At 41.1% G+C, this 19,870-nt stretch carries 19 protein-coding genes; 11 read left to right on the top strand and 8 right to left on the bottom strand.

Features of this window, described 5'->3' with window-relative positions; all coding sequences use genetic code 11:
* The first annotated feature begins 103 nt into the window (after positions 1 to 103).
* Genes ACUNWA_RS05810 through tolA form a run of 3 tightly spaced genes read left to right on the top strand, consistent with a single transcriptional unit; the run spans position 104 to position 2,234 of the window.
* The gene (locus ACUNWA_RS05810) at positions 104 to 811 is read left to right on the top strand and encodes a MotA/TolQ/ExbB proton channel family protein (protein ID WP_445590946.1); all 708 of its coding nucleotides are present in this window, start codon (positions 104 to 106) and stop codon (positions 809 to 811) included.
* Positions 812 to 816: 5 nt separating this feature from the next.
* Positions 817 to 1,227 (top strand): ExbD/TolR family protein, encoded by a 411-nt coding sequence (locus ACUNWA_RS05805; protein WP_445590945.1) that lies wholly within the window; start codon positions 817 to 819, stop codon positions 1,225 to 1,227.
* Entirely contained in the window at positions 1,227 to 2,234 is a 1,008-nt protein-coding gene (gene tolA, locus ACUNWA_RS05800; RefSeq protein ID WP_445590944.1) for a cell envelope integrity protein TolA, read from the top strand. The genes ACUNWA_RS05805 and tolA overlap by 1 nt, the downstream gene beginning before the upstream one ends.
* 36 nt (positions 2,235 to 2,270) lie before the next feature.
* Here tolA and ACUNWA_RS05795 read toward each other — a convergent pair whose 3' ends face one another.
* From ACUNWA_RS05795 to ACUNWA_RS05780, 4 genes are all read right to left on the bottom strand, one after another.
* Positions 2,271 to 3,023, bottom strand: a complete 753-nt coding sequence (locus ACUNWA_RS05795) for a shikimate dehydrogenase family protein (protein WP_445590943.1) — start codon at positions 3,021 to 3,023, stop codon at positions 2,271 to 2,273.
* Entirely contained in the window at positions 3,020 to 3,955 is a 936-nt protein-coding gene (locus ACUNWA_RS05790; protein WP_445590942.1) for a DUF368 domain-containing protein, read from the bottom strand. Before ACUNWA_RS05790 ends, ACUNWA_RS05795 begins: the two co-directional genes overlap by 4 nt.
* A 113-nt stretch (positions 3,956 to 4,068) precedes the next feature.
* Entirely contained in the window at positions 4,069 to 4,770 is a 702-nt protein-coding gene (locus ACUNWA_RS05785; RefSeq protein WP_445590941.1) for a 16S rRNA (uracil(1498)-N(3))-methyltransferase, read from the bottom strand.
* Between the two features lie 127 nt (positions 4,771 to 4,897).
* Positions 4,898 to 5,392, bottom strand: coding sequence for a SixA phosphatase family protein (locus ACUNWA_RS05780; RefSeq protein WP_445590940.1), 495 nt, complete (start codon positions 5,390 to 5,392; stop codon positions 4,898 to 4,900).
* A gap of 127 nt (positions 5,393 to 5,519) precedes the next feature.
* On the opposite strand from ACUNWA_RS05780, the gene ACUNWA_RS05775 reads away from it, so the two are divergent.
* The 4 genes from ACUNWA_RS05775 (at position 5,520) to ACUNWA_RS05760 (ending at position 7,455) form a co-directional block, all read left to right on the top strand.
* Positions 5,520 to 6,020, top strand: coding sequence for a metallophosphoesterase family protein (locus ACUNWA_RS05775; RefSeq protein ID WP_445590939.1), 501 nt, complete (start codon positions 5,520 to 5,522; stop codon positions 6,018 to 6,020).
* Positions 6,021 to 6,078: 58 nt separating this feature from the next.
* Positions 6,079 to 6,735, top strand: coding sequence for a hypothetical protein (locus ACUNWA_RS05770; RefSeq protein WP_445590938.1), 657 nt, complete (start codon positions 6,079 to 6,081; stop codon positions 6,733 to 6,735).
* A complete protein-coding gene (locus ACUNWA_RS05765) occupies positions 6,732 to 6,830 on the top strand; it encodes a DUF3307 domain-containing protein (protein WP_445590937.1) in 99 nt (32 codons plus the stop codon). The genes ACUNWA_RS05770 and ACUNWA_RS05765 overlap by 4 nt, the downstream gene beginning before the upstream one ends.
* Before the next feature lie 157 nt (positions 6,831 to 6,987).
* The gene (locus ACUNWA_RS05760) at positions 6,988 to 7,455 is read left to right on the top strand and encodes a hypothetical protein (RefSeq protein WP_445590936.1); all 468 of its coding nucleotides are present in this window, start codon (positions 6,988 to 6,990) and stop codon (positions 7,453 to 7,455) included.
* A 177-nt stretch (positions 7,456 to 7,632) separates the two neighbouring features.
* On the opposite strand, the gene prmA is transcribed toward ACUNWA_RS05760, so the two are convergent.
* The 4 genes from prmA to ACUNWA_RS05740 all read right to left on the bottom strand — a co-directional run bounded on the left by prmA (position 7,633) and on the right by ACUNWA_RS05740 (position 10,435).
* Positions 7,633 to 8,463: a 50S ribosomal protein L11 methyltransferase gene (gene prmA / locus ACUNWA_RS05755; RefSeq protein ID WP_445590935.1), complete on the bottom strand. Its 831-nt coding sequence runs from the start codon at positions 8,461 to 8,463 to the stop codon at positions 7,633 to 7,635.
* An 86-nt stretch (positions 8,464 to 8,549) separates the two neighbouring features.
* The gene (gene tpiA / locus ACUNWA_RS05750; protein WP_445590934.1) at positions 8,550 to 9,308 is read right to left on the bottom strand and encodes a triose-phosphate isomerase; all 759 of its coding nucleotides are present in this window, start codon (positions 9,306 to 9,308) and stop codon (positions 8,550 to 8,552) included.
* Positions 9,309 to 9,437: 129 nt separating this feature from the next.
* A complete protein-coding gene (locus tag ACUNWA_RS05745; RefSeq protein ID WP_445590933.1) occupies positions 9,438 to 9,860 on the bottom strand; it encodes a DsrE family protein in 423 nt (140 codons plus the stop codon).
* A gap of 77 nt (positions 9,861 to 9,937) precedes the next feature.
* Positions 9,938 to 10,435: a YkgJ family cysteine cluster protein gene (locus ACUNWA_RS05740; RefSeq protein WP_445590932.1), complete on the bottom strand. Its 498-nt coding sequence runs from the start codon at positions 10,433 to 10,435 to the stop codon at positions 9,938 to 9,940.
* Positions 10,436 to 10,795: 360 nt separating this feature from the next.
* Between ACUNWA_RS05740 and ACUNWA_RS05735 the strand changes: the two genes are divergently transcribed.
* From ACUNWA_RS05735 to ACUNWA_RS05720, 4 genes are all read left to right on the top strand, one after another.
* Positions 10,796 to 12,421, top strand: a complete 1,626-nt coding sequence (locus ACUNWA_RS05735; RefSeq protein ID WP_445590931.1) for a M20/M25/M40 family metallo-hydrolase — start codon at positions 10,796 to 10,798, stop codon at positions 12,419 to 12,421.
* A 553-nt stretch (positions 12,422 to 12,974) separates the two neighbouring features.
* On the top strand, positions 12,975 to 16,664 hold the full coding sequence (gene purL, locus ACUNWA_RS05730) for a phosphoribosylformylglycinamidine synthase (protein WP_445590930.1): 3,690 nt from the start codon (positions 12,975 to 12,977) through the stop codon (positions 16,662 to 16,664).
* 162 nt (positions 16,665 to 16,826) lie between these two features.
* Entirely contained in the window at positions 16,827 to 17,567 is a 741-nt protein-coding gene (locus tag ACUNWA_RS05725; protein ID WP_445590929.1) for a 3-keto-disaccharide hydrolase, read from the top strand.
* A 218-nt stretch (positions 17,568 to 17,785) separates the two neighbouring features.
* Positions 17,786 to 19,831, top strand: coding sequence for a tetratricopeptide repeat protein (locus ACUNWA_RS05720; protein WP_445590928.1), 2,046 nt, complete (start codon positions 17,786 to 17,788; stop codon positions 19,829 to 19,831).
* The last annotated feature ends 39 nt before the right edge of the window (positions 19,832 to 19,870 follow it).

Raw genomic sequence — 19,870 nt, 5'->3', positions numbered from 1 at the left:
GTTCCGACTTTAAGTAGTAACTTTGTAAATAATCATTATTTTTGAGGGGTATAATAATTGTTATTATACCTCGTTTTTTATGTGTTCCTCTAAATAAAGACTTATGTTTGGATATATTTTGTTACAAGTTTCAAATGCAGCTGGAGAAAGTGCTGAGGCACTGGCTGAAACAGTAGAGCAGGATGGCATTGTTACCCGCTTCTTTGATTTGGCATTGAAAGGAGGCTGGATCATGATTCCCATCGTGGCACTCTCCCTGATTGCTGTGTTCATTTTTTTTGATCGTTATTTTGCAGTAAAAAAAGCGGGGAGGATGGACAACACCTTGCTTGAGCGAGTGAAAGATTATATTTCACAAGGGAATATTGATGCTGCGCTCTCATTGGCCCGTTCACAAGATAATCCAACAGCACGAATGATCCAGAAAGGTATTAGCCGGATTGGTCGTCCGATGTCGGATGTCAACTCTGCTATTGAGACTGTCGGAAACCTCGAAATTGCTAAATTGGAAAAAGGATTACCCGTTTTGGCGAGCGTTGCCGGAGGTGCTCCAATGATTGGTTTCTTGGGTACCGTAATCGGAATGATTCAGGCGTTTTATGATATGGCCAATGCAGGAAGTAATATCGATGTTACTTTGTTGTCATCAGGAATTTACCAAGCTATGGTAACTACTGTTGCCGGATTGACGGTTGGTATTATTGCTTATTTCGCGTATAATATTTTGGTGGCTAGCGTTGAAAAAGTAATTTTCAAGATGGAAGCAGCGACATCCGAATTCCTTGATCTTTTAAATGAACCAGCAAAATAGGAACAATGGCCTTAAAACGAAGAAATAAAGTCGATGCCAGTTTCAGTATGTCTTCCATGACCGACATTGTATTTTTGTTGCTTATCTTTTTTATGGTGACCTCCACTTTGATTGCTCCAAATGCTTTGAAATTGCTGTTACCACAAAGCAACAATCAAACGGCAGCCAAACCGATAACGACTGTGTCAATTACGGCTGACTTAAAATACTATGTCAATACAGATGGAAAAGTGGAACGGGTTGCTTTCCATGAAATTGAACCAGCTTTGCAAGCTTCGATAGGAGATAGTCCTGATGCTTACGTTTCGCTTCATGCTGATCGGACTGTGCCGATTGAACAAGTTGTAAAAGTGATGAATATTGCCAAAAGAAATAAATATAAAATGATTTTGGCCACTTCACCAGAAGGACGTTAATGAGTTATTTTGAAAAACATAAAAGAGGATTTATAGGGACGATTGTTGTTCATACAATTGTTTTGATCCTGCTCCTGTTGTTTGGATTTTTTACGCCACTTCCGTTACCGGGAGAGGAGGGCATTCTTGTGAATTTTGGAAATTCCAGCCAGGGATCCGGACCTCGTGAACCCGCTCCAAACCGGAAAACACCCGCTCCTGTTGTAAAAGAGGAAAAGAAACAGGTAACACCTCCTGCTGTTACGCCAGCTCCACCAGCGACTCCTGCAGCCAAGCAGCCTGCAGCAAAAAAGGAAATGCTGACGCAGGATTATGAGGAAACGGTTGCTATTGAGGCGGCCAAAAAGAAGAAGGAAGCGGAACAGAAAAAGCAGCAGGAGTTGGAAAATAAGCGGAAGCAGGAAGAACTGGAAAAGCAACGGCAGAAAGAATTAGAAGTTCAGCGGCAAGTCGAATTGGAGCGCCAGCGTCAGGAAGAACTTGAGCGTAAGCGATTGGCAGAAGAGGCTGAACGCAAGCGCAAGGAGGAAGAAGAACGCAAGAGACAAGAAGCCGAGCAGCAAAAGATTGCTGAGATCAATAATCGGGCGTCTAATGCCTTTGGTTCAGGTGGCGCAGGAAGTTCGGATTCGAAAAGTACTGGTGAGGGAGTTTCTTTTCCGGGTGGCAACCAAGGCTCACCCAACGGTTCGGCCAACTCATCCAGCTATGGCGAGGGCGGTGGACAAGGAAATGGTATTTCATTTAGCTTGGGTGGGCGTTCTGCTCAGTCTTTGCCTAAGCCTTATTATCCAGGGAATGAAGAGGGCGTTGTTGTGGTTCAGGTAACGGTCGATAAATACGGAAAGGTAACGACTGCAGAACCCGGAGCACGTGGATCGACAACCTATAATGCACAACTGCTAAGTGCAGCCAAGCAGGCAGCTCTTAAGGCTAAGTTCAACTTGGATGAATCAGCTCCGGCTTTTCAGCAGGGAACAATTACCTATCGTTTTGTTTTAGATTGATTTTAATCTTTTGAGGGCCTGAGAAACTTGAAATGACTATTTGTCATTCCAAATTTCCCAAGCTTTGATGGCTTGAAGATGCAACATCTCCAGGCCATTTTTTATGCTCGCTCCTTTGACCTTTCCCTTCTGCAAAAACAAGGTCTCTTCCGGATTGTAAACCAGGTCGAAAAGAACATGATTCGAAGAGATAAATTCATAAGGTATTGAAGGGCAAGTGTCTACTTCCGGGAAAGTTCCCAGCGGTGTAGCATTGATGACAATGAGGTGTTCGTTGATTAGGTTCCCATCAATTTGTTCGTAATTCAATTCATTAGTTGATAGCTTCTCTTTTGTTGTTGCCGACAAGTATTCAATACCATGTTTGTCCAGAATGAACTTGACGGCTTTTGAGGCTCCTCCTGTGCCTAAGATCAACGCTTTTCGATGCTGCTTTTGTAACAGAGGCATGAGTGATTGCTCGAAGCCATAACAGTCGGTATTAAATCCTTTAAGCTTAAAGTTATTCTTTGCTCGGATAACTTTAACCGTATTGACCGCCCCAACTATTGCAGCTTCTTCATCGATTTCATCCAGAAAAGACATAATTTCCTGCTTGTAGGGGATGGTGCAATTTAGGCCGGCGATGTGATCATTTTCTTGAAAAATGGCTGGAAATTGATTGATGTTATCCAGCTCGAAATTAATGTACTCGTGGTCATTTAAGTGTTCTTTTTCAAATTTGTCACTAAAAAACTGTCTGGAAAAGGAGTGCCCCAAGCGGTAGCCGATTAATCCGTAGGTTTTCATTTTTGAATTCTTTTAGACAAACCTTCAACAGCAAAGATTAGGGCAAAGCCGGCAACAGCCAGACTTGTAGCTCCCAATAACTGAGCTGGGTTACCTGTAATTGCTTCGTAGTTGGTTGGTAAAATGTTCTGCTCAATCAGTGGTTTAAGTTCTCCATGACGGTCAATGAATGTTTCAACCACTTCTTTCCAGGGCCACACTTTATTTAAAGAACCAATCATGAATCCAGCAAGTAAAGCGATGGTTAGATCATAATAGCGTTTGAGCAGCCAGCTAAGGAGATTTGAAAACAAGATGATTCCAATGCTAGCTCCGCCTAGAAAAATAGCAATAACCGGTAAGTTGAGGCTTGAAACCGCGCCCAGGATGAATTTGTACATGCCTAGCAAAACCAAGATAAAACTACCGGAAATGCCAGGTAGAATCATGGCGCATATTGCAATTGATCCCGATAAAAAAACAAATGCATAGCTGGTGTGAGCTTCGGCTGGTGTGATGACAGTTATAAAGTAAGCGATTATCGCTCCTGCAGCCAACGACAGAAAAGTGCCGGCTTTCCATTGGGCAATGTCTTTCCCAACGTAGATTGCCGAGGCGATGATCAAACCGAAAAAGAAAGACCAGATAAGAATAGGATGGTGGTTGAGCAAGTACTCAAGCCCTTTAGCTAGTGACAACACGCTAATGCCAATACCGAAAATAACGGCCAGTAAAAAATTGCCGTTTACGTCATTCCAGAAATCTTTGAATTTTCCGGTGAAGAATAATTGCAACGTTTTAAAGTTGACCGATTTGATGGAGTCAATTAATTCCTGGTAAATTCCGGTAATAAACGCGATGGTGCCACCGGAAACCCCCGGAACCACATCAGCTGCTCCCATGCCCATTCCTTTCAGCACAATCAGGAAGTATTCCTTTATTGATCGATTCATGTTTTTCTTTTTTTTGATGAAAAGCAAAAATAGGTCAGGAATTATGAAAAAGAAAGGCTTGATGAATATTTTAGGTGAATTTGATCTTTTAAATAAGAATCAATGAGCGGATATTATGATTTTAGCAAATTCACCGTATGGCATGCAACAACCGCAGCCGTTTCAGTTCGAAGTCGGCTTTGTCCTAAGCTTACCGGGATGAACTGTCTTTCGATAGCCCATGCGACTTCAGCTTCGGAGAAATCTCCTTCTGGTCCAATAAGGACCAGGTTCGATTGGCTATTGCGTAGTTCATTTTTAAGCTCTTTTTTATTCTGTTCGTAGCAGTGTGCAATAAATTTTTTCCCTTCGAAATTGGCTTCTAATAAGTTTTTTAAAGGAGTAAATGGATTTAATTTTGGCAGATAGGCCTTTAGTGATTGTTTCATAGCTGAAACGATCACTTTCTCCAGTCGCTCATTTTTTATCACTTTACGTTCTGAATGGTCACACAGTACAGGCGTAATTTCGTCAATCCCAATTTCAGTGGCTTTTTCAAGAAACCATTCAAAGCGATCGATATTTTTGGTTGGTGCAACTGCTAAATGCAAATAATGATTTCGCTTATTGAATTCAGATGTTTTTTTGATGATTTCAACTTGGCATCTTTTGGGATGTGCATCAGTTATTTTAGCTTCGAAGAAGTTTCCATTACCATCAATGAGCTGAATGGTGTTGCCTGTAGTTAGTCGAAGAACACGTACAGCATGTTTCGATTCTGTTTCATCTAAACAGTAATTTGGTTCGGTGATGTCTGGAGTATAGAAAAGTTGCATATAGGATGTTTTTCGCAAAAATAACGAAATATTCTTCGAGAAGAAGGAATGCATTGAAATTAGAATCCCCGGAAATCAGATTGAAGTCCGGGGATTAATTTAGTTACTTTTGAGTCCGGGGCTTCTTTTATTTAAGCATTCGCGGCGTAAGATGAAAGGCTAAATCGCCTCCGCGTGCTGAAATATCTTCCCATGTATCAACATCAAAGTCGACACCAACAGTAGAACAAGTTGGCATATCACTATTAAATAATTTGACCAGGTTGTTGGTTAGATGATAAACCAGCGGGTTATGTCCAAAAACATATACCGTCTGCATCTCATTCGGAATCTCACGTAAAAGATCAATAAACTCCTGAGTTGTCATGCCCTCGTATAAATCTTCTTCGAGTTGGATTGATTTGACAGGATAGCGAAAATTCTCAGCATATATTTTAGCCGTTTTTAAGGCTCTTTTGGCCGGGCTTGAAATTATAAGGTCAGCTTTTATGCCATCACCAATTAATTGTAAACTAATCCGATTCGCATCATTTTTGCCGCGGTCCCGAAGTTTTCGACTAAAATCCTCATCGTAGCCATAGGGCACTGCTTTTGCGTGGCGAACAATCACAACTCTTTTCATAGGTTTAGTATTCTATGTTTAATCATAAATGTAAAACTTAAATTTGATTCTAAAATCGGCATAAATAAACGATTTTTCAATCAAAATTGCCCTATTTTTGACAGCTATTGACGAATAAATTTAGGCAATGAAAAAAATTGGATTGATATCAGATACTCATGGAAAACTAAGTGTGCGCGTGACCCGTTTTTTCGAAGGAGTGGATGAAATTTGGCATGCGGGAGATATTGGGACAGCAGAGTTAGCTGATAAGCTGATGGTTTTGAAGCCCCTGCGTGCAGTTTATGGAAATATTGACGGGCATGTGCTTCGGAGGATGTTTCCTGAAAATCTGCGTTTTTTTTGCGAAGAAGTTGATGTTATGATGACTCACATAGGAGGCTATCCCGGTCGATATGAATCCCGGATTCGAAAAGAAGTCTATTCCAATCCACCTCAGCTTTTTATTTCAGGTCATTCCCATATTCTTAAAGTTATTCATGATAAAAAAATTAACACGTTGCATATTAATCCAGGAGCAGCCGGTAATAGTGGGTTTCATAACGTCTGCACTGCAGTTCGTTTTATAATTGATGGAAAAAATATTAAAGACTTGGAAGTTCTGGAATTTGAGCGTACTAAATTTTAGGTATAGATTAATTGATCTAATAGTTTTAAATATAGTACATTTATACTATATTTAAAGTGTGAAAAAGATAGCTGTCATATCATCTGACATTATAAATTCATCGCAATTTGATGAACATGCTTTTATGAATACGATGCATGTTCTTGAAGAGCCTGCTGGGAATTATTTGGTTAGTGAGGGTGAACCTATTTTATCGAGTAGGGGAGACAGCTTTCAGTTGATGACCACTGATATTCAGCATAGTTTTATGAAAGCCATTTACCTAAAAGCACTTTTTAGAAAGAAGCAAGTTGGGTTGAAAGACGGTAAACAAAAGGGAGCTATCGATATTCGAATATCATTGGCCGTTGGGTTTGCAAAAGAAATTCCTGATCATATCGGTAAATCAATGGAAGAGCCTTTTGTGCTTTCTGGACGTGCACTTGATCAGATGAAAAAAAGGAAGCAAAGCTTTATTATTACAACAAGTAATGACGACTATAATAAGGACCTTGAATTGGTTTGTGCCTTTTTAGATCATCTTTTTGATAGTTGGACATTGGCACAAGCTGAAGTTATTTATTATCTTGTTCAGGGGTATAAACAAACTGAGATTGCAGATATTTTGAATTTGTCTCAGCCATCAGTTAGTAACCGAATTCAGCTTGCCAACTGGAAGCTGATTGAAAAGACAAATAGACGCTTCCTGGAAATTGTTGAAAAATTAGAACAATGATGATCATACTGTTCCGGTTGTTAATAGCGCATTTTCTTGCATATTTTTTGTTTCAACCAGGTTCTTGGGTGAAACAAAAAATGATCGTGGCATAAAATCAGTTGAGCTATTTTTGCATGTGCTTGTTGTAACGTTGCTTTGAGTTGTTTTTACGCTGGATTATTTTTCGTGGAAAATTCCCGTTTTCATATTTGTATTTCATTATGTGATTGACCTTGTTAAAATATACTTTAAGCCAGCAAAACTAATCATTTGCTATGGTTTTTAGTTGATCAATTGTTTCACCTGCTTGCGATAATAGCTGTTGTGGGAATTACGGATCATATTCCATTCGATTGGAGAACGAAATTTGCGCAGTTGCTTGCCAACCCCAATATACTCGTTGTAACTTTAGCTTATATTTTTGTGATTTGGCCTTCGATGATTATCATTAACTTGGCAACTAAAAGGTGGCAGAACCTAATGAATGACGGGGTGGGGCCCGGATTGCCCAATGCAGGCAAATGGATTGGAATTTTGGAGCGCGTGTTAGTTTTGACTTTTGTGCTTACTGCTCAATTTCAGGCTATAGTTTTTTTGATTGCAGTCAAATCTATTTTGCGTATTTCGGTAAAAAGTGAAGATCATGCTCGTCTGCTTTCTGAATACGTCCTAATCGGAACCTTCATCAGTTTTACTTTCGCTATTCTAACCGGCTTATTCGTCCGGCTATTTTTGTAGGCTGACTTCAGTTCGGGGACTCTGAGATTTATATCCCTTATTATCGATTGTCTCCATAAATTAGATCGGAGAGAATGCCTTTGAATAAAAATAAAAGATGCTTGAAAACGATCGTTTTCAAGCATCTTTTATTGTACTGAGATTTGTCTTTCAGGGAATTGAAGTGGTTTGCGTGTCCTATTTCTGAAAAGCGCAGGCAATCCAGTTATTCTGTTCTTTTATTTCAAGCTTCCGAAGTCCCAGCTCTGTTGCTTTTACCAGGATATCTTCCAAATCATCGTTGTAAAAACCGCTAACAATTAGCAGTCCCTCGTCATTTAATACTGAGACATACTTTTCAATATCCTGTAGAATGATATTTTTTTGAATGTTGGCCAAGATAACGTCAAACTGTTTTTCTCCTAATAAACCGGCATCTCCAATAAGAGCTTCCAGATTGGAAACATTATTTAGCCTCGAATTTTCGACAACGGCCTCGAACGACCAGCTATCAATATCAATGGCTGTAATGCTTTTTGCCCCTAGCATTGAAGCATAAATGCCAAGGATACCAGTTCCGCAGCCCATGTCCAGAACGGTTTCTCCTTCCAAGTTAATTTCCGAAAGGTGACTCATCATCAGGCTGGTAGTTTCGTGGTTGCCGGTTCCGAAAGCCATGTTGGGTTCAATGACGATTTCATATTGAGCTTGCGGATAGTCCTTGTGAAACGGTGCCCGGATTAAAACCTGATTGTTGATTAGCAACGGTTTGAAATAGTTTTTCTCCCATTCTTCATTCCAGTTGATATCCGGCATTTGCTCTTCGCTAAACTCAACCTGAAAAGGAAGTGAACCAAGACAAGCAGCAATATCTTCCGATGAAACTTTATTGATGGGGAAGAAAGCGTTGACTTCTTGCTCCGTTTCATCAAAACTCTCGAATTCAAGTTCGGAAAGGTAAGCGATTAAAATTTCGCGGTTAGTTTCCGTATCAGGAGTAAGCTTAAAGGTCGCTTTTGTGTATTTCATTGTGCAATCTATTTTATACGAAGATAAAAAAAGCCATCCGGTAAAAACCAGATGGCTCAATATTATTTTGTCTTTTTATTCGCTGACTAATAAGCGTTGATGATAGCCAGGAAATCTTCAGCTTTTAAAGAAGCACCACCAATTAAACCACCGTCAATATCAGGGTTGGCAAACAGTTCGTTCGCATTTTTAGGGCTGCAACTTCCACCGTAAAGGATCGATGTTTCTTCAGCTATTTCAGCACCAAATTTATCAGCAATTAATCCGCGGATGAAAGCCAACATTTCCTGCGCTTGCTCAGAGCTAGCTGTAACACCGGTTCCGATAGCCCAGATTGGTTCGTATGCAATAATGATTTTTGAGAAATCTTCAGCTGAAAGGTTGAAAACAGTCTCTTCCAATTGTGTTTTTACAAAATCGTTTTGAGTTCCTGCTTCGCGAATGTTCAAGGCCTCGCCACAGCAATAGATCGGAGTCAAGCCGTTTTCCAATGTAAGCGCTACTTTTTTATTCAGAATTTCGCTTGTTTCGCCATAGTATTCGCGTCTTTCGGAGTGACCTAAAATGACATATTCAGCACCGGTTGATTTAACCATCGCTGCAGAAATTTCACCAGTGAAGGCTCCTTTAGCTTCAGCGGCGCAGTTTTGAGCCGATACGCCAACACGTTTTGTGTCAACGGCATCAACAACACTTGTAATATGAGTGAAGGGAGTTCCAAGAACAACAACAACGTCTTCAGCGCCTTCTTTGGCTACAAGTTCGTTTACCGCTTTAGCTAGTTCAACACCTTCCTGAACGGTTGTGTTACATTTCCAGTTACCCGCAACAACTTTTTTTCTCATGATTTTTTATTTTGTGGAATAGTAAATATTGAATCAAAAATATCGAGTCAAAAATAGGAAAAGCAGGTAAAACCACCTAACGAATCTTTCTTCAACTGTAGAATTTAACCTTAGGTTAAACCCGCTGGGTTAGAACGTAAGTGTATGCCAACCCTCTTTTAAATAGTTGCTTAGCGGAATTCCCATGCCTTTCACTTCGATATCCATTGCTTTCAATTTATCTACAACGCCATACATGTCAGCACAATAGTAGCACGCTTCGATTTTTACTCCCGACTCCTGCATGGTTTTAATGTAGTCCTGAAGCATCTTATTTTCGGATAGCAGCTTGGAGGAAGGTCCCCAGACGATCAATACCACTTCATCGAACCATCCCTGTTTTTTGGCATTGTTGGTGTACATGAAACACACTTTTTCAGCTACTTCCGGATCGCCACTGGTCCATAGTACGGCTAATTTATTGCTGTTATCTTCCATTGTTTCGATTTTGGTTGCAAAACTGCTGACAGAAAGTGTCAGAATAGCCACTAAAACAAATAGATACCTTTTCATGATTTCCTGATTTTTAACGTTCCAGGGTAAATTAGAACTAATCGGTGGAAAATCAAAATCAGGCTGAATATTATTCCTTAGTCTTTTAAGTTATGAATTGGGATTAAATCAAACTCAGAATAAGATAAGTTGTTTTCTTTCAGGAAAACCTGATTTAATAAGAAAAGTTTGCTGTTGAATTTATCCAGAGGGAAGGTGTTTTCGGTAGTGAAATCTTCATCATCAAATTCTGTGAAATTTAATTCGCAGGCCGACAATTCCCATTGCTCATCATTCATGAAAAGAAGAGGGAGCCCATGAGTGCGGCAAATAATAGGTCGTTGCTCGTAGATTTGGCACATATGATCTTTCAAAAAAATACAGCTTCCGTCAATGGATTTTTGCATATCAACCTGCTTGTTTTGCAAGGCTTCTTTCATGGCTTCGTACTCGATGGGAAAGACATCGTAGTCCATACAGCACAGGTCGCAGCCTTTTTTGCAGGCCATATGGTTTTGGTGTAAGCCTGAAAGCTGCTCAGAAAGCTGGTCAACCTGGTTGCGCAGCTGGTGGTACTTTTCAAATTTGGAAGTCATTGTTTTAATTTTTGACAAAAGTAGGAAAAGGATGGCAGATGGTCAACCTGAGGAAGTTCCCAAATAACTTTTGCCTGAAGAAGGATTCTCTTGGCCTGCTTCTCGGTCGAACGAAGTGGAAGAGGTAAGTTGTTTGGAGTTTACTTTGTTTGCCGTGGTGGCATGGTTAAATGTATATGAAAGTGCAGCTCATTATGCGGGAGAGAAGGCTCTGTTAGATGATGTTTGCAGTTAAGTAAATCCGGCGATGCGGGAAAGCGGACTTTTCTATCAGGCAGGTGAGAAAGTAATTTTTAATTATCTTGCGCATCTATTCAAGGGTTATGAATTTTTTTTTAAAACTTCAGTGAGCGAGGAACTATGAAACATTTATTGACTGTAGTATTAGCATCAACTTTCTATCTGTCATTGTTTGCACAAGAAGGGGGTAAGGAGAAGGGGTTGAAAACCATTAATCAAACTGTTATTCAGGCGCAGCTCGAATTTTTAGCATCCGACTGGATGGAAGGTCGAGAAGCGGGAACAGCAGGTAACTACTTGGCTGGTGATTATTTGTCGAGTTTGTTCAAGCTCTATACATTGGAGCCAAATGGAGATGAGCAAACATTTAATCCAAATCGCTACCAAAAATTACTTGAGTTGAAAGATGAAAAGTCAACTTCTTATTTTCAGGAGTTCTCAGTTATTGAAGTTCAACCTTCTGAAAGACAGGGTATCAGTCTTGTGCGAGGAACTGGTAAAGTAGGCTTTCAATATAAAACCGACTTTGACGTATCTTTTGTAAGTCAGAGCCGACTCATAAAAGCGCCGCTTGTTTTTGTGGGCTACGGTATTGACAACAAAGGATTGGGGTGGAATGACTTTAGTGATGTTGATGTGAAGGGCAAAATTGTGGTTCGACTTGCCGGACTCCCGGGTGATGGAGCTCCTGACTCAAAAGCAGCCCGCTTAATTGCAGATAAAAGCATAAAAATAAGCAGCAAGGAAAAAAATACAGCAGCATTTGATAAAGGTGCGATGGCCATACTGGAGTACGATCCGCTAAAAAACGTGCAAAACAATTGGAAAGCGAACTCGGCTTTTCGTTATAATGAGGCCATGCTGGAAAGCGATACGAAGCCGGAGAGTTTTTACGATAAGAAATTGAGGCTTCCGGGCGATAAACACGCTTTGCCTGTAATTTCCATCTCTAAACAAATGTTGGAAGAAATTCTGGGAGAGAAAGCCCCGATGCTGGGAGAGACTGTTGCAAAGGCTAACAAGCTCAAATCAAATTCGCAACCAATAGATGGAGAATTGGAAATCGACGTAAATGCACAAACAAAAGTTTTGGGGCTCCGCAATATTTTAGCTCGTATTGAGGGAGAAAATCCCAATAAAATCATGATTGTTGGAGCGCACTATGACCACCTTGGTAAATACAACGGTCAAATTTGGAATGGTGCCGACGATAATGGCTCAGGTGTTGTTGCGGTGACCACCATCGCCAAAGCTTTTATCGAATCGGGAGTAAAGCCAAAATGTACAATAATTTTTGCACTGTGGGATGGTGAAGAGCGTGGATTGCTTGGATCGCGTTATTTTGTTCATGCTTTTGACGAAATGGACAAGGTGATGCTTTATCTTAATTTCGACATGGTAGGCAGAAATGGCTCTCCCGATGCTCCGGGGAACAAAGTGGCCATGATTTATACAAAAGCTACTTCGAGTTTAAAGGGAACATCAACAAAGCACATTGAAGCCTTTGGGCTAAATTTGGATGTGAATTTTAGTGCGGTAGAGAACCCTGTTGGAGGTAGCGATAACAGTGGTTTTGCGAAAAGAGATATTCCTATTTTTTGGTTCCACACCGGAGGGCATACGGATTATCATCAGGCGTCGGATCATGTGGAGTTGATTAATTGGCAAAAACTGGAAGATATTATCAAGCTCTCCTATCTCGATATGTGGGAGTTTGCCAATAAGCCGGAATTGATAAAAGAATAGCCTGCTTTAGTTCTACGTTGACAAATTCATTAAAATATTGGTAAAATCAATCTGTTTTGTCCTACGTCCAAAAGGGAAGCAGATTGATTTTTTTTGATTTCCCCTTTGGGATAGGGCTTTGTTGCTTTTTGTAAGTGAGAATACTAAGGTTTTGTTTTTTTACTCAATCTGCCCCTTCGAATTTGCTTCAGTTCTGTAATCAACGCAAAAAACCGGGAATCAATTTCGTGTTTGCAATGACGTTTTGCCCTACTTTCAGATTTGTACCTGATGTATAATGACAATTATTTTAATGATGATTTCAGCTTGCGATTTCGTTCAATTAATTTGAAGCTGACCTATTGGCTGAATCTTCGACAGAGCTATGCTTAATTAAGCGAATCGACTGTTGACCGACTAAAGTTTAAGGCATCAAGTGGGCATCACTGTTAATAAATCCACCATATTATTCACATTGGTCGGTTTTTGGAATCATTCGAATGTTTCTTCCTAAGGAATTTTTATCTTTGCGGGGTGTTATATAACATATCACTTAATCATTAACCGATTCAACATGATTTTATTCTTTAAAACCCTTCAAGACAGTATTGTCGCTGTTCAAACCGCTGTTTCTTTTTCGGACGAAGACGTGCAAAAACTTAGCTGGTTGTTTGGCGAAGCTATTTTGATTGAGCAAGACAAGTTAACTGGTTTCTTTGTAGGACCCCGCAAAGAAATGATTACTCCTTGGAGCACCAATGCGGTTGAAATTACGCAGAATATGGGTCTGAACGGTATTGTTCGGATGGAAGAGTTTGTTGAAGTTCCTGATCGTTCAGCTGGCTACGACCCGATGCTGAAGCGTCTGTATGAAAATTTGGATCAGGGAATTTTCACCATCAATAAACAGCCAGAGCCCATCCTTGAGATTGATGATATTACTGCCTACAACGAGCAGGAAGGATTGGCTTTGAGTGAAGAAGAAATTAACTACCTGAATTCGGTTGCAGAGAAAATGGGACGTAAGTTGACCGATGGTGAGGTGTTTGGCTTTTCGCAAGTAAACTCGGAGCACTGCCGCCATAAAATTTTCAACGGGTCATTTGTGATTGATGGGGTGGAGCAGGAGTTCTCCCTTTTCCAGATGATTAAAAAGACCTCGAAAGAAAATCCCAATAGAATTGTTTCGGCCTATAAAGATAACTGCTCGTTTGTGCAAGGGCCAGTTGTTGAGCAATTCGCTCCAAAAACACAGGATAAACCCGATTATTTCGAAGTAAAAGATATTGAAACCGTACTTTCCTTGAAAGCCGAAACGCATAATTTCCCAACTACTGTAGAGCCATTCAACGGAGCTGCCACAGGAACAGGAGGTGAAATTCGTGACCGGATTGCCGGAGGAAAAGGTAGTTTGCCAATTGCTGGAACTGCTGTTTATATGACATCTTATCCTCGATCTGAGGATGCCCGCAGCTGGGAACAAGCAACTGAAGAGCGTCCGTGGTTGTATCAAACGCCGGAAGAAATTTTGATCAAAGCATCAAACGGAGCCAGTGATTTTGGAAATAAGTTTGGTCAGCCGTTAATTACAGGCTCAGTGTTGACATTTGAGCATTTTGAGAACTATAAAAAATATGGTTACGACAAAGTGATCATGTTGGCCGGAGGTATTGGCTTTGGAGCTAAAAAAGATAGCTTAAAAGATAAGCCGGGCATTGGCGATAAAGTGGTGCTGCTGGGTGGTGACAACTATCGCATTGGAATGGGCGGAGGCGCTGTTTCATCGGTTGCAACCGGTGAGTTTGAAAATGCCATTGAGCTGAATGCTGTGCAACGGGCTAACCCAGAAATGCAAAAACGTGCGTACAATGCTATTCGCGCATTGGCCGAGTCGGATGATAATCCAATCATCTCAATTCACGACCACGGTGCTGGTGGTCACTTAAACTGCCTTTCTGAATTAGTAGAAGAAACCGGTGGTAAAATTGATACCAGCAAATTACCTGTGGGTGATCCAACATTGTCACAAAAAGAAATTATTGGAAACGAATCGCAGGAGCGTATGGGCTTGGTGATGAGTGAGAAACATGTGGAATTGCTGAAGAAGATTGCTGATCGCGAGCGGGCACCGATGTATGTAATTGGTGAAACAACCGGCGATATGCAGTTTACTTTCGAGAATTCAAAAACAGGTGAAAAACCGATTGACTGGCAGTTGGCCTACATGTTTGGAAATCCGCCAAAAACAGTTTTGACCGACACGACAGAGAAAGCCAATTTTGCAGATTTGGCTTACGATCAGGATAAAATTGAAACTTACCTTGAAGATGTGCTGCAGCTTGAAGCTGTGGCCTGTAAAGACTGGTTGACGAACAAGGTTGATCGCTCGGTAACCGGACGGATTGCCAAGCAGCAAGGTGCCGGGAAATTGCACCTTCCTTTAAACAATGTTGGTGTTATTACACTCGATTATCAAGGTAAAAGTGGTTTTGCGACCACTATCGGGCATGCTCCGGTGGCTGGAATGATCAATGCTGAAAGTGGTTCTGTTCTTTCCATTGCCGAATCGTTGACTAACATTATCTGGGCACCTATGACAGATAAAATGAAAAGCGTTTCGTTGAGTGCGAACTGGATGTGGCCAGCGAAAAATGCGGGAGAAAATGCGCGTATCTATAAAGCGGTGAAAGCTGCCAGCGATTTTGCCTGCGCCTTGGGAATCAACATTCCTACCGGAAAAGACTCTATGTCGATGACTCAGAAATACAACGATGATGTGGTTTACTCTCCGGGAACCGTAATTATTTCAGCTTCGGGTGAAGTAACAGATGTGAAAAAAGTGATTGAGCCGGTTGCCGTGAATGATGCCAGTAAAGCACTTTATTACATCGATCTGTCGTCTACTTCACTGGTTTTGGGTGGAAGTGCCTTTGGGCAAATCATCAACAAATTGGGGCAGGATGCGCCAACTGTTGCTGATCCGGCTTACTTCCTAAAAGCGTTCAATACGGTTCAGGATTTGATTGAAGAAGAATTGATTCTGGCTGGTCATGATGTGGCTTCAGGTGGTTTAATTACGACCTTGCTGGAAATGTGTTTCAGTGATAATGAAACCGGACTGAACCTGGACTTGACGGGATTGGGTGAGCAAGATTCGGCTAAAGTTTTCTTCAACGAGAACCCTGGGATTGTTATTCAGGCGGCTGATGTTGAGGCCGTGGAAGCTAAATTGAATGCGGCAGGTGTTCAGTTTGTGAAAATAGGGCAGCCAGCTGAAAAGCGTGCCTTCACGCTTAAAAACTTCGATGCTGAATTTGCTTTGGATATTGACTCGCTGCGTGAGTTGTGGTTCAAATCGTCTTATTTGATGGATCGCAAGCAAAGTGGGGAAGAACTGGCTTTGGAGCGTTTCAAAAACTACAAGCGTAACGAGCTGAAATACGATTTTAAAAACTTCACCGGCAAAGCAGCCGACTACGGTATCGATTTGAATCGTCGCACGCCAAGCGGATTGAGAGCGGCCATCATTCGCGAGAAAGGTGTGAATGGTGATCGTGAAATGGCTTACATGATGTATCTGGCGGGCTTGGATGTGAAAGATGTTCACATGACTGACTTGATTTCCGGGCGCGAAACACTGGAAGATGTCAACATGATTGTATTCGTGGGTGGTTTCTCTAACTCCGACGTTTTAGGATCGGCCAAAGGTTGGGCCGGCGCTTTCAAATACAATGAAAAAGCCCGCGTCGCATTAGAGAACTTCTATAAGCGTGAAGATACATTGAGCTTGGGTGTTTGCAATGGTTGCCAGTTGATGGTTGAATTGGGCTTGCTCTATCCGGAGCATGACAAAATGCCAAAAATGTTGCACAATGAGTCGCACAAGTTTGAATCAGCTTTTGTCAATGTAGAGGTCGCAGAAAATGATTCAGTCATGTTGAATACTATGGGTGGCATGAAGCTGGGCGTTTGGATTGCGCACGGCGAAGGAAAATTCAGCTTGCCGTATGCTGAAGATCAATACCACATTCCATACAAATACAGCAATGATTTCTATCCAGGAAACCCAAATGGTTCGGATTACAATACCGCCTCTATTTGTTCGAAAGATGGCCGTCATCTGGCTATGATGCCACATATGGAGCGAGCTTTTAAACCATGGCACTGGCCTTATTATCCGGCCGACCGGAAAAAGGATGACGTGGCTCCATGGGTTGAAGCGTTTGTGAATGCCAGAGAATGGATCAAAAAACATAAGCTATAATTAGAAAAGGCTCTCCACAGGAGGGCCTTTTTAGTTCCCTGTCGTTTCTTTTTATTGGTTCGTTGATAGGTTTAAATGTCCCATTTTATTACATTTGGTTTCGTTTTAACCTAAATAACTAAATTATTAATGGCACAACTCTGTGCACTTTTAACTTAAATCATGAAAAGAAAAAATCTAATGGCCATCCTGATGATGGCAGTGTTCTCGCTGGGGATAATCTCCGCTTCTGCTCAAAAAGTAAACAAACTTTCAAAAAAAGAGAAGAAAGAAGGCTGGGTTTTATTATTCAATGGTGATGATTTTGATGGCTGGCGTCAATGTAATGGTGCCGCAATGCCAGCTAACTGGATCATTGAAGACGATGCCATGAAAGTACTTATTGGTGAAGGAAAGCAGCCGGGACACGGAGCTGGTGGCGACATTCTTTTTGGCGATAAAAAGTACAAAGACTTTGAACTGTCAATCGATTGGAAGGCGAGTGAAAAGGGAAACTCGGGTATCTTTTATTATGTGCGCGAAGTTCCTGGTAAACCTATCTATTTTGCCGCTCCAGAGGTGCAGGTACTGGACAATGAAAATGCTTCGGACAATAAAATCGACAGCCATTTGGCTGGTTCGCTTTACGATATGATTGCTGCCGATCCGACGACAGTAAATCCTACTGGTTCTTGGAATACGGTTGTGATTAAAGTGAAGGATGGAAAGGCGACGCATACCATGAATGGGGAAGAAGTAGTGTCTTATACGTTGTGGACCCCGGAGTGGGATGAATTGGTACAGAATAGTAAGTTCAAAAATTTCCCCGGTTTTACTGAAGGAATTGCACATGAAGGTTATATTGGCCTGCAAGATCATGGCTACCCTATCTGGTTCAGAAATATTAAGATTCGCGAATTGTAAATTGATTGCCGCTATTGGGCAATTACAAACAATACAATTAGAATAAGAGAACACCATCAAAAGGCATTGGCTGATTGAATGGTGTTTTCCTTCTTCAGGATGGCAGAAACAAGGCAGGCAATTTTGTTGGTATATGCGGGTTTTGGAGGTATTATCTATACTAATTGAGTAAAAGTTCATTAAAAATCAACATATTTGTATTGCTTTGCTTTTGAAAGATGAAAACGTTTACCCTGAATATTCTTTTTGTTCTAGTCTGGATATCAGCTTCAGCTACTGGTCAGAATATGACCGATAGCCTGTTGATGAAACTTCCGCAATTGACTGGCGTCGAGCGGGCGGAAGCTTTGGTCGAACTTGCCTATGAATATTCAGCAACTGATAGCGTTCGGAGTATTACGATGGCCGATGAGGCCATTGGCTTGGCGGGGATACTGAATGATTCGTTGCTGTTGGGCTTAGCTTTCTTCAATAAAGCAGAGTGTTATTACTACTTTGATAACTACAAGGCTGCCTTAAACAACTATAAGGTTGCCGAAAATATTTTCAAGCAGCGGGCAGATTCGGTCAACCTTGTCGAAACGTATAATGCTATCGGATTGGTTTTTTACTTTACCGGGGAGTATAATTTGTCGGTGGCTCAATTCTATAAGGCATTAAGCTTTTTTCGGTATGGTGAGCCAGTTGAAAATGAGGCATTAGCTCATGTATATTCGAATCTGGGGATGGTTTTTTCCCGCATCGGAGAATACGATAAAGCCATTCAGAACTACCGCTATGCAGCAAAAGTCAATACTACAATTGCTGATTTATACAGCTTAGGCGTGAATTACAATGGGATTGGCGTCGCATTTTATAATAAGGAGCAATATGATTCGGCGAAGATTTATTATACGCAAGCGTTGAAATTATTTCAGCAGCAGGGTAATCAGCAGCGGGAGGCCATTGCTCTGAATAATATTGCTAATATCTATGTCAATACAGGAGATAGCCTGCAAAAGGCGCTCGAATACTACGAACAAGCCGTAGTGGTGTTTGACGAACTGGGTGATTTAAGGAATAAGGCCTTTACTTTGGAAGGTTTGGGGAGTGTTTATCGTGAGTTGAAAAACTACGATAAAGCTATTCAGGCTTTTCATGAAAGTTTAAATTTGATTGACTCTCATGTTTATTATTTACGACAGCTTAACTATTATGACCTGGCGCTAACCTATGAGCGGATGGGGAGAACGGGTGATGCTTTAAGTGCATTCAAACTGTATAGCGAATATAAGGATAGCTTACTTCAGGAAGAACGGATGAATCAAGTGTCTGAATTAGAACAAAAGTACCAGAGTCAGCAAAATATGGCGGAAATTGAGCGATTGAGTGTTTCCCGACAGATTGACCAGTTGCAAATACGGCGCGACAAGGAATTACGTGCTATAGGGATCGTCGCTATTTTGGCACTAGTAGCGGTCGTTTTTTTGTTGTCAGTGGCCTATTTAAATAAACGCAGGTTAAATGAGCTCCTCCACCGGAAAAATGAACGAATTGAAGAGCAGCGAACGGAGTTGGAAAGGCTCAATGCCTCAAAGAATAAATTTTTCTCCATTATTGCTCATGATTTGAAGAATCCGTTTCACACGGTAATGGGATATTCTTCGCTGATGCACAGGGAGTACAGTCAATTTACAGAGGAAGAACGGAAGAAGTATGCCGGTGATATTTACAAGTCGGCAAATTCAATTTTTCGATTACTTCATAATTTACTGAACTGGTCTCGTTCGCAAACCGGAGTTTTGGAATATGCGCCTCAAAGGCTCAATCTTCGCGATATTTATATGGATCTTGAAAATTTGCTAAAGCCCTATGCCGAACAAAAAAATATTCGACTGCTGAACGATATTCCTGAGGGCACAAGTATTTTTGCTGACCCGATGATGTTGGAAGCTATCTTGCGTAATTTATTGAACAATGCCATCAAGTTTACCCATGAGGATGGTTGGGTAAAAATAAATGCCCAAAATGATGAGCATCGGGTTATTGTCTGTGTGGAAGACACTGGCTTGGGAATGTCTGGCGATGAAATGGACTGTTTATTTCAGATTGATTCGAAAGTTAAACGAAAAGGGACCAATAAGGAAGATGGCTCAGGATTGGGATTGCTTGTTTGTAGTGAGTTTGTTCAGAAAAACAGAGGCCATATTTGGGTGGATAGCCAGCCCGGAGAAGGAAGTCGTTTTTACTTCTCTATTCCCAAAGGAGCCGGCTCCCTTAATTAATCATTTTTTTGCCTGTTATTGGATTTGAACTCGGATGCT

The organism is Sunxiuqinia sp. sy24 (assembly GCF_052677165.1).
This window is presented reverse-complemented; position numbering and strand designations above follow the sequence as displayed.